General features: G+C 67.7%; 12 protein-coding genes. 6 read left to right on the plus strand and 6 right to left on the minus strand.

Annotated elements, in window-relative coordinates; all coding sequences use genetic code 11:
* Positions 1 to 140 precede the first annotated feature (140 nt).
* From J7E68_RS10865 to J7E68_RS10880, 4 genes are all read right to left on the minus strand, one after another.
* Positions 141 to 1,190, minus strand: coding sequence for a biotin/lipoate A/B protein ligase family protein (locus J7E68_RS10865; RefSeq protein ID WP_215172498.1), 1,050 nt, complete (start codon positions 1,188 to 1,190; stop codon positions 141 to 143).
* 49 nt (positions 1,191 to 1,239) lie between these two features.
* Complete coding sequence (locus tag J7E68_RS20315) at positions 1,240 to 1,977, minus strand: DUF1684 domain-containing protein (RefSeq protein WP_215172500.1); 738 nt, start codon at positions 1,975 to 1,977, stop codon at positions 1,240 to 1,242.
* 144 nt (positions 1,978 to 2,121) lie between these two features.
* Positions 2,122 to 2,976: an alpha/beta fold hydrolase gene (locus J7E68_RS10875; protein ID WP_215172502.1), complete on the minus strand. Its 855-nt coding sequence runs from the start codon at positions 2,974 to 2,976 to the stop codon at positions 2,122 to 2,124.
* Complete coding sequence (locus tag J7E68_RS10880; protein ID WP_251048896.1) at positions 2,915 to 3,769, minus strand: copper homeostasis protein CutC; 855 nt, start codon at positions 3,767 to 3,769, stop codon at positions 2,915 to 2,917. Before J7E68_RS10880 ends, J7E68_RS10875 begins: the two co-directional genes overlap by 62 nt.
* An 81-nt stretch (positions 3,770 to 3,850) precedes the next feature.
* Between J7E68_RS10880 and J7E68_RS10885 the strand changes: the two genes are divergently transcribed.
* From J7E68_RS10885 to J7E68_RS10905, 5 genes are all read left to right on the plus strand, one after another.
* The gene (locus tag J7E68_RS10885) at positions 3,851 to 4,291 is read left to right on the plus strand and encodes a MarR family transcriptional regulator (protein ID WP_215172504.1); all 441 of its coding nucleotides are present in this window, start codon (positions 3,851 to 3,853) and stop codon (positions 4,289 to 4,291) included.
* 5 nt (positions 4,292 to 4,296) lie between these two features.
* Positions 4,297 to 5,643, plus strand: a complete 1,347-nt coding sequence (locus tag J7E68_RS10890; RefSeq protein ID WP_215172517.1) for an MFS transporter — start codon at positions 4,297 to 4,299, stop codon at positions 5,641 to 5,643.
* 105 nt (positions 5,644 to 5,748) lie between these two features.
* Positions 5,749 to 6,189: a hypothetical protein gene (locus tag J7E68_RS10895; RefSeq protein ID WP_215172519.1), complete on the plus strand. Its 441-nt coding sequence runs from the start codon at positions 5,749 to 5,751 to the stop codon at positions 6,187 to 6,189.
* Between the two features lie 69 nt (positions 6,190 to 6,258).
* Entirely contained in the window at positions 6,259 to 6,831 is a 573-nt protein-coding gene (locus J7E68_RS10900; protein WP_215172506.1) for a hypothetical protein, read from the plus strand.
* A 73-nt stretch (positions 6,832 to 6,904) separates the two neighbouring features.
* Positions 6,905 to 7,816, plus strand: coding sequence for a hypothetical protein (locus J7E68_RS10905; RefSeq protein ID WP_215172508.1), 912 nt, complete (start codon positions 6,905 to 6,907; stop codon positions 7,814 to 7,816).
* Between the two features lie 218 nt (positions 7,817 to 8,034).
* Here the strand turns inward: J7E68_RS10905 and J7E68_RS10910 are convergent, their stop codons facing one another.
* A complete protein-coding gene (locus J7E68_RS10910; protein WP_215172511.1) occupies positions 8,035 to 8,355 on the minus strand; it encodes a hypothetical protein in 321 nt (106 codons plus the stop codon).
* A gap of 92 nt (positions 8,356 to 8,447) precedes the next feature.
* Here J7E68_RS10910 and J7E68_RS10915 point away from each other — a divergent pair, with 92 nt between their 5' ends.
* Positions 8,448 to 9,239, plus strand: coding sequence for a restriction endonuclease (locus J7E68_RS10915; protein ID WP_215172513.1), 792 nt, complete (start codon positions 8,448 to 8,450; stop codon positions 9,237 to 9,239).
* Positions 9,240 to 9,334: 95 nt separating this feature from the next.
* Here J7E68_RS10915 and J7E68_RS10920 read toward each other — a convergent pair.
* Positions 9,335 to 9,653: hypothetical protein (locus tag J7E68_RS10920; protein ID WP_215172515.1), on the minus strand; the 319-nt coding region annotated here is incomplete at its 5' end.

Below are 9,653 nucleotides of genomic sequence, written 5' to 3' on the forward strand. Positions count from 1 at the left end.
GGCCGCTGCGGCGAGGTTGTCACCCTGGAGAATCGACACCGCGCCGCGGGCGACAGCCGCCGGCGCGGCATCGGGAGCAGACCCCGCATCCGGCGAGAGGCCAGGCGCCGGAGCAGGCGCCGGAGCAGGCGCAGGATCGGTCACGGAACCCGCTGCAGCCACGCGTCGGTGGCGAACTTCGACTCGACGAGTGCCTCGGCGTCGGCGTACTCGTCGGCGCTGATCGAGCCGTCTTCGGCCGAGGTGAGCGAGCGGAAGGTGTCTTTGAAGCGCTCGATGATCTCGGCCCGCGCGAGGCCGGTCTGGCTGCGCAGCGGATCGACGCGCTTCGCCGCCGACGTCGTGCCCTTGTCGCTGAGCTTCTCGCGACCGATGCGCAGCACCTCGGTCATCATCTGCCCGTCGATGTCGTACGACAGCGTCGCGTGGTGCAGCACTCCCCCGTTGGCGAGGCGCTTCTGGGCTGCTCCGCCGATCTTGCCCGACGAGCTGGCGATGTCGTTGAGCGGCTGGTAAATCGCGTCGATCCCGAGCGAGCGCAGCGCCTGCAGCACCCAGTCGTCGAGGAAGGCATATGAGTCGGCGAAGGTCATGCCCTGCACGAGCGATGCCGGCACGTACAGCGAGTAGGTGATGATCTGCCCCGCAGCCATGAGCATCGCGCCGCCGCCCGAGATGCGTCGCACGACGTCGAAGCCGTGGCGGGCCGCTCCCTCGGGGTCGACCTCGTTGCGGTACGACTGGAACGAGCCGATGACGACGGCCGACTGGTCCCATTCCCAGATGCGCAGGGTCGGGCGTCGGCGTCCTTCGCCCACGCGAGAGGTGAGCACCTCGTCGAGCGCGAGGTTCATGCGAGGAGAGACCGCCTTCTCGTGCACGATCTCCCAGTCGAAGTCGTTCCAGCCCGGTGCCGTCACCAGCGCTCGGCGCACCGCGGTGCCGACGGCCTCGGGCGTGAAGCCGAGCAGCTGCGCACCCTCTGGCAGGGCACCGCGCACCGCTGCGGCGATCGCCGTGGCATCCGTCTCGACCGGCAGGCCGGTGACCGCCCGGTCGATGTCGTCGAGTGCGGTGTCGGGTTCGAGGAAGAAGTCACCGGCGAGCCGGAAACGAGCGATCCTGCCGTCTTCGACTTCGAGGTCGACGACGACGAGCTTTCCTCCTGGAACCTTGAATTCACCGTGCACGGTTACAGCTTAAGGCGAGGCCGTCGCCCCGGCGCCGTGCGCCGCGGAATCAGCGCCCGAGCACGACCGCACGCTCACCGGCGCGGATCGGCGCCGAGAAGCGATTGCCCGCAGGTGGCTGCGGGCACACGTACTGATCCGAGAACGCGCAGGGCGGCAGGTAGGCGCGGTTGAAATCGATGAGCACGGAGCCATCGGATGCCGGTTCCTCGACGGGCAGGAATCGGAACCGATAGGTCTCGGTGCCGTTGGTGCCGTCGGCGAAGACCGCGCTGAGCCCGCCCTGCGGGGCTCGGGTCGCGGCGAGTGTCACGGCGACGCCGTCGAGCGTGAAGTGCAGCCGACCGGCCAGATCCGTCTGCTGAGCATGCCCGTCGACGGTCGTGACCGTGATCGTCTCCCCCGGCGTCGGCTCGAACCGCGCCGCGATCCGCCACCCCTCCCGCGGCGGATACGCGTCGATCGCGCTGAACCGCTCGCGCTCCGGACGCCGCGGGTTGAAGACCCTCAGTGCCACATCGCCTCGCCGGTCGAAGACCCGCAGCTCGCGCCTTCCGAGCCGCAGCGTCTCGCCACCCCTGAGCGTGACGACCGAGCCTGCGGTGCCGAGATCGCTGCCGCGGATCCCTCCGTCTCCTGTGAGCGCCCAGAGCCCCGGAACCCCTTCGACGGCAGCAGGCTCGGTGATGAGCCAGTTCGTCGACTCGAGCGCGGCCGGGCCGTACTCGGCGCCGGCATAGCGCTCGCGCGACTCGTGCCCTGCACGCCAGTCGTCTTCGAAACCCACCCCGCACCTCCCTCTCGCCGCGAATCTATGCGGAAGGGAATGCGGTGTGCCGAGATGCCGTCACGCGGATTCACCCGCTGTAACGCGGGTTCACCGGGCGTAACACGGCGACGCGCGAACGCGGCTCTCGGGGATCAGCCGCGATCAGCGAGCGGGGATGCGCGCGTCGAGCCACGACAGCACGTCGGCCCTGACCTCGGCCTGCTGCAGCTCCTGGAAGATCTCGTGGCGCGCATCCGGATAGACGAGGGTGGTGATGTCGGTGAGGCCGGAGCGCGTGCGGTACTCGTCGGCGAGCTTGTGGACGCTCCGGGGCCCGCCGACCGGGTCGTCGCGACCGACGAGTAGCAGCAACGGGATGTCGTGTCCGAGGTCCTTGCGCGGTCGGCCGTAGAGCTTGGCCGCCTCGACGGGACCGAAGAGCTTGAGCAGCGGCACATCGGTGGTGAGCGGATCCTCGTCGAACGCCTTCCAGACGGCAGGGTCGCGGCTCAGCCACTCGAGGCCGGTGGCGTCCTCGCCCGCCCACCGGGCATTCAGCGGTGCGGCGTTGAGGAACCCCGGCGTGCGCAGCGCCGAACCCGACAGGATCACCGCGTCCCAGGCATCCGGGTGGTCGTTCACGAGCATCTGCGCGAGGAACGATCCCCACGAGTGCCCGAGCAGCACGAGCGGCAGGTCGGGGTGCTCGTCCGTGATGGTGCCGGTGAGCTGCCAGATCGCCGCCTCGGCCGCGCGCAACCCGCCCTTGCCGAGCCGGCCGAGCTTGGCCACGCCCTCGTGCTGGCGGATGCCTGTGCGCCCGTGCCCGCGGTGGTCGTCGGCGTAGACCCAGAACCCGGCCTCGGTGAGCGCGGTTATCAGGGCACCGTAGCGTCCGGCGTGCTCGCCGACTCCGTGCAGCAGCTGCACGACTCCTCGGGCTTCGCCCACCGCCTCATGGACGTCGTAGACGATGGCGATGCCGTGGGCATCCGTGAATTCGCGGGTATCCGTCACGCCCCCACACTACTGAGGCTGAGCGGCGTGCGTCAGGCCGACAGCGCCGAGATGACACCGCGCGCGATGTCGAGGTCGGTGACCTCGTACCCGCCGACCCCGTCAGCGGCCGAGCCCATGCGCCCGCCGCCGGCCTCGTGCACCGTCCGCTTGGCCGNNCGTGCCCCGTCCGCTTGGCCGAGAAGTGCAGTGCGTCGACGCCGGTCGCGGCGAGGGCTGCGGCGCTGGCGGCATCCACTCCGCTGCCCGCCATGATCTCGATCGATCCCGCAGCCTCGGCGACGAGGGCACGGAGCGTGTCGATGCCGTCGATCGCGACCGAGGCTCCGCCCGAGGTGAGCACGCGGCGCAGTCCGAGCGAGCGGGCGGCGATCAGGGTGGCGAGCGGATCTGCGGTGACATCGATCGCCCGGTGCAGAGTGACGGATGCTCCGCCCGCAGCGTCACGCAGTCGGCTCATCACGTCGACATCGAGGCGGCCCTCGGCATCCAGGGCTCCGATCACGACTCCGTCGGCTCCCGCCTCGATCGCGCGGCGGACGTCGCGCTCGGACAGCGCGATCTCGTCGGCGTCGTAATGGAAGCCCCCGGCGCGGGGCCGGACCAGCACGTGCACCTCGGGGCCGGCGTCGCGCGCGGCCTCGATCGCGAGCTCGAGGGTGGCGGGCGACGGTGTCAGACCGCCGAGGGCCAGTGCCTGGGCGAGTTCGACGCGCGCGGCGCCGACCGCTCCGGCGATGCGCACACCGGCGGAATCCTGCACGGCGATCTCGATCACGGGGGTTCGGGTCATCCGACCATTCTGGCCTGCCCGGGGACCGCGGCCGATGCAGGGTTTCCGGTTCGAGGGAAAATTACTTAGACTGTCTAAGTAATGTCTGCGTCTGATGAATCCCTCCAGCTCACCGCGACGGATCTGCGCATGGCGACGTTCCGGCTCGCCCGACGCCTGCGATGCGCCCGAGCCGTCGACGCGATGAGCGATGCCCAGCTGGCTGTGCTCGCCACGCTGCGCATGCACGGACGCCGCACGATCACCGCCCTCGCCGAGCGCGAGCGCGTGACGGCGCCGTCGATGACCAGCATGATCAACGGGCTCGAAGAGCAGGGCTTCGTGTTCCGCACGCCGGATGCCGAAGACCGCCGCCGCGTGCAGGTCGACATCACCGACGCAGGCACCGAGATCGTCGCGCAGACCATCCGGCGCCGCGACGAGCTGCTCGCCGAGATGCTCGGCGAGTTCGACTTCACGGAGGACGAGCTGACGACGCTGCGAGACGCGAGCGCACTGATCCGGAAGGTGGTCGACAGATGAGCGCGATGTTCCGTTCGTTCTCGAACATCAACTACCGCATCTGGTTCGCCGGCGCCCTGGTCTCGAACATCGGCGGATGGATGCAGGCGACCGCCCAGGACTGGGTCGTGCTCACCGAGCTCACCGACAACGACGCCGCCGCCATGGGGTTCACCATGGCGCTGCAGTTCGGCCCGCCGCTCGTGCTCGTCAGTCTGACGGGCTGGGTCGCCGATCGATTCGAACGGCGCCGCATCCTGCTCGCCACCCAGAGCGCGCTGCTGATGCTGGCCATCGCGGTCGGTGTGCTGTTGCTGAACGACGTGATGACGCTTCCGATGATGTTCTGCTTCGCCGCCGCCTTCGGCGTCGTCAACGCCTTCGACGCACCGGCGAGGCAGGCGTTCGTCTCCGACATGGTCTCGTCGGGCGACACGTCGAACGCGGTCGCCCTCAACTCGGCATCCTTCAACCTCGCTCGCATGATCGGCCCTGCCGTCGGCGGCCTGCTGATCGTCGCGATCGGCTCGGGATGGGTGTTCATCGCGAACGCCGTGACCTTCCTCGCGATGCTGGTCGCCCTACTGCTGCTGCGCACCGGCCAGCTCGCGCCGCGGCTCAAGAACCGTCGACCCGGCGGGCTCGCCGAGGGCTTCCGCTACGTGTGGGGGCGCAGCGATCTGCGCGTCGTCTTCGTGACGGTGTTCCTGATCGGCGCGTTCGGCATGAACTTCCCGATCTTCGCCTCGACCATGGCGCTCGAGTTCGGAGCCGGCGCAGACGGGTACGGCGTGCTGAGCTCGGTGCTCGCGATCGGCTCTCTCGCCGGCGCACTGCTCGCTGCCCGTCGCGACCGCGCCAGGGTGCGCGTCGTGATCCTGGCGGCCGGAGGATTCGGCATCGCCGCATTCATATCAGCGGCGATGCCGACATACATCTCTTATGCCGTCACCCTGACGTTCACCGGGTTCATGATCGTGACCCTGCTCACGACAGCGAACGGCTACGTGCAGATGACCACGGCGCCGGCCCTACGAGGCCGCGTGCTCGCGCTCTACATGGCCGTGATCATGGGGTCGACGCCGGTCGGGGCTCCGATCGCCGGATGGGTGGCCGATACGTTCGGGCCCCGCAGCGCGATCATGCTCGGCGGCACCGCCGGGTTCGTCGCCTGCGCGATCGGCGCGATCTGGGTGTTCACCTCAGGCCGCTTGCACCGCTCTGAGAGCAGCCGCTTCCTGATGACACTCGACGAGACCAGGCCGCTGAACGTCGTCGACGAAGCCGAGATCCTCGACAAGAAGGCGGATCCGGTCGAGTTCAGCGACGAGGCAGCCGTCACGACGCCGATCCGCACGTCGAAGAAGGAGTGACCGCGGTCTGAGCGCGGTCGGCGTCCTGCAGCCCGCGTTCTGAGCACGCGGCGGCGGTTTGTCAATGCCCTCCACGCGTGGCCGGGGCAGACGTACCGTCACGTCATGGACCAGAACACAGGACGCACCCCGCACGCCGAAGAGCCGGCCGAAGGCTCTCCCGCCCAGAATCCCGAGCACAACACGGCACCCGACGGACAGTCGGCGGCGGATGCCGAGCGTCAGCCCGACGAGCTCGACGGCAACGCCCAGGGCTCGAACCAGGGCGGCGCCATTCAGGGCGACAGCTCGCATGGCGACTCTCCCCGCGGAGCGATCCAGGGCGATGCCGAAGAGGGCAACGCTCAGGGCGCAGCCCAGGGCGGCGCGATCCAGGGCGACAGCTCGCATGGCGAATCCCCTCGCGGAGCCATCCAGGGCGACGCGAGCCCCGACCGTGACGCGGCCATCGGCGGAGACGAGCACACCGAAGACCAGTTGACCGCCGACAATGAGGTCGAGCGCGACACGCTGCGCAGCCTCGATCCGAACGACACCCCGGCCTGATCGGCGGGTCTGACGACGGGGGCGGATGCTGCGGCATCCGCCCCCGTCGTCATGCCATAGCCTGGCCGGATGACGAGAACGAAGACCACGTTGTCTGTGATCGCCATCGTTTCGGCAGCCCTGGCTCTCGCCGGCTGCGCGGTGGAGTCGGATGCCGGAGCAGCGAGCCCTTCCCCCACTGCGACCCCCACGGCCACCGCCCCGCCTGCGACGGCGACTCCCACGCCCGAGCCGACGGAGGCGAGCGCGCAGCGCCCGACGGTCGACACGATCAGCTGCGAGTCCATGCTGGATCCCGCGGTCGATCAGGAGCTGCGTTCCGCCGACCTGTTTCCTTTCGAGAAGCCGTGGACCCAGCTCGGCTTCACCCCCACCGGCGCGGCGATCGAGTGCCCCTGGGGAGTCGAAGGCAGCGTCGAATCCGCGACGTACTTCGCCTGGTCCGCTCTGGCGGAGGGCGAGGGCGAACAGTTCCTGGCTCTCGCCGCCGCGAACGACTACATCGCCCGCGAAGACGAGCAGGGCACATGGCTGACGTACTCCCATCCGAGCCCCCAAGACGAGTCGATCCTGGTCACCGACGAGTGGGTCGCCATAGCGGATACTCCCGAGTTGGTCTCGGCGATCCTCTGGACGCGCTGATCCCGACGATGGGCACGGCGTCCGATCGGTGACGCAGGCGCCTTGCCTCTCGCGCACCCGCTACCGTGGTCGCGTGACTGAATCGACTCGACGACCCACTCGACTGCGGCGGCTGCTCACATCTCTCACCGACCCTGATCGCCTGCCGCACATCGCTGCAGTGAGCGCCCTCTGCGGGGTTCTCACGTACCCCGATCCGGCGACGCAGACCACCGGCGGACGCCTCGGCGTGCGCATCGGCTCCGCTGCACTGTCGGGCTTCGTCACCTGGGTGGGACTGCGCGACCTGCAGGATGACTTCTTTCGCCGTCCGCTCCGCGCAGGCCTCACCGCGGTCGCGATCGGTGCGACGCTCGGTCTCGCCGATGCATCCGATGCGGTCGATGCGAAGCTGCATCGAGGCCTCATACGCCGAGGTGTCGCGCGTCCGCGGGCAGTGCTCGCCGCTGCGTCCGCGATCCTCATGGTCGTCGCCGCCGTGTCGGGCAGAAGCAGATCCGCCCCTGTCTCCGAGCCGGACGGCAGCGACGTCGCGGAAGAGACGACAGTCGAGATGCCCGAGGATGTCCGACGACTGATCGACGCCCTGCTCGCCGCGACCGAGAGCTGGGGTGCACCGCAGCTGCGAGTTCAACTCGCGGCGGCACGGGTGATCGAATACCTCGGCGAAGACGAGGACGCGTTCTATCCGGGGATCGGCTTCGAGGTTCCTGACGGTCTTCCCCGCGCTGTTCCGCACGACACGCGTTTCCCGGTCGCCGGCCGTTACCACCCGCTCGATGGACGCAGCGCCGACGTGACCCTCACGATCGCCGACGGAAAGCTCGCACACCTCAGCATCGCGCCGGGTGCCGACTGGACACCCGACGACGAGATCGTCTGGATGGATGCCGGAGGCTCCATCCAGGACATCGACCGCTGGCCTGCCCCCGACGAACTGGTCCTGCTCCTCGACACGGTCGACGGCCCCCAGGCTCGCGCCTGAGGCCGATCCTGGCGTCACGGGCGTCCGCGACGCGGTCACACGACGAAGGGGGCGGATGCCGCAGCATCCGCCCCTTCGTTCTTTTCAGCAAGTGTGTGCGGCCTCGACCTACCTGGTCCAGATTCGACGTAGTTGGCTCAAGTGCCGACTGAAGTTACGCTGTTCCCCGCCTCGACTGCTGAAGCGTAGAACGTGGCGCTGTTTCTGACCCCCGGAAATCAGGGGTTTATGGATACCTCAGGTCCACTCGGTTCGTACCCGCTGATGCGCCGCAGCTGAGCGAGTGCCTCCGCTCCGTCAGTTGGCCACAGGCGTTTCACCAGGTCTTCGGTCTGATCCAAGGTGAACCGCCAGAAGCGCGGGCTGTCGACGTAGCGGAAGTCGGCGCTGGTAATCATGAACTTCGGCATCCCGCCGAGCGACCGGTACGGGTGGCGCCCGTACCGGTACCAAAAGGATAGGGCGTCTTCGATGTCGAACCTGAGGTCGTCCGTTGCCTCAAGGTCGACGGATCCGTCCATACTCTCGAAGGTGGGCACGCAAACCAGAGTAGGTCAGACGCGCGGGCGCTGTGACAGCACCCCCTTCTGGGCGGCGGCCGCATCTGCCGTGTTGGCGAACGGTACCTGCTATGACTGAGAGCATGATTACCTCTTGGGCCGAGGCGGAGATGGCCGCCGCAATACACATGCGCTCGCTCGGTTTCGCTGATGCGGAGATCACCAAGCGCGGTGCAGACAAGGGCATCGACGTCCTCGCAGCCAGCGGCTCCGCTCAGGTGAAGCACATGCGCAAACCAGTCGGCTCTCCAACGGTTCAGCAGTTCATCGGAGCAGCGGCTCCGAACAGCGTCGCCCTCATCTACTCCCTCTCAGGTTTCACGGCGCAGGCCGTCGACATCGCCGATGACACAGATGTCGCATTGTTCACCTACACGGTTGAAGAGAGCTATTCGCCGTCTAACCGACATGCCCAGACGTTGGCCGAGATCGGTTACGTGGATTACACCCTCGACTCCCAGACTGAGCGATTCCAGAAGCTGGTTGATGGTGTCGGCACGTACCTGATGGAGGCATACTCGTTCGCTGGCAACGTCGCCTCTGCCGCGTCGAACTCGGCAGTCGCTACTTTGCGCCGCCGATTGGAGAATGTTCAGAACCAGTTGTCCGCGCACGAAGACGGTGCAGACGAAGCAGGGCTCCGTTCCGAGTTCGCGGCCATCCAGGAATCCCAGCGTCGACTTCTCTACCTCACCGAGGTTTTCGCGGACTGGGATTCCACCCGCGAGTTCAGCGGGAGCCTTCCCCGAATGATGATGAAAGCGATTCGAGTTGAGCAAATCTCTCTGGCTGTTGCTCGAGACCTCCAACTGACCCCGGGAGATGACTTCGAGCTGACGATGGACGATTGGGCGACGAACTGACCGGAAGCACGGACGGTATGAGGTACCGGGGTAGTGACCCGCGCTGTGTCCAACGTCGCCCGCAGTCTCAGACCGGTAACGTCATGATCTGACCCTCAGCTCATGACGACGTTTACTGCGTGCGTTGCGACACCCGCGTTCCGCGAGCGTCGAAGACGTGCGATGTGTGCAGCTCTACGGTTGGCACTCGTGACATTCGCGTGGTCGCGGAGCGTCCCGCCCGTGACGTAGATGAGGCTGTCCAGTTCTCCCTCCACCGTCACAAAGCTCCTCTTGTTCGTCTTGTTGATATCCATGGCCTCTCTATGCGGCACGTCACAGAAACCTGAATCATGACCGACATCACCTTCGTTCGCGCCGCGAGCCGCGACTCCATCGACCTCGCCAACGCGTTCTTCACGTCCCTCGGCTTCG

Source organism: Microbacterium sp. ISL-103 (genome assembly GCF_018613995.1).
Classification (GTDB): domain Bacteria; phylum Actinomycetota; class Actinomycetes; order Actinomycetales; family Microbacteriaceae; genus Microbacterium.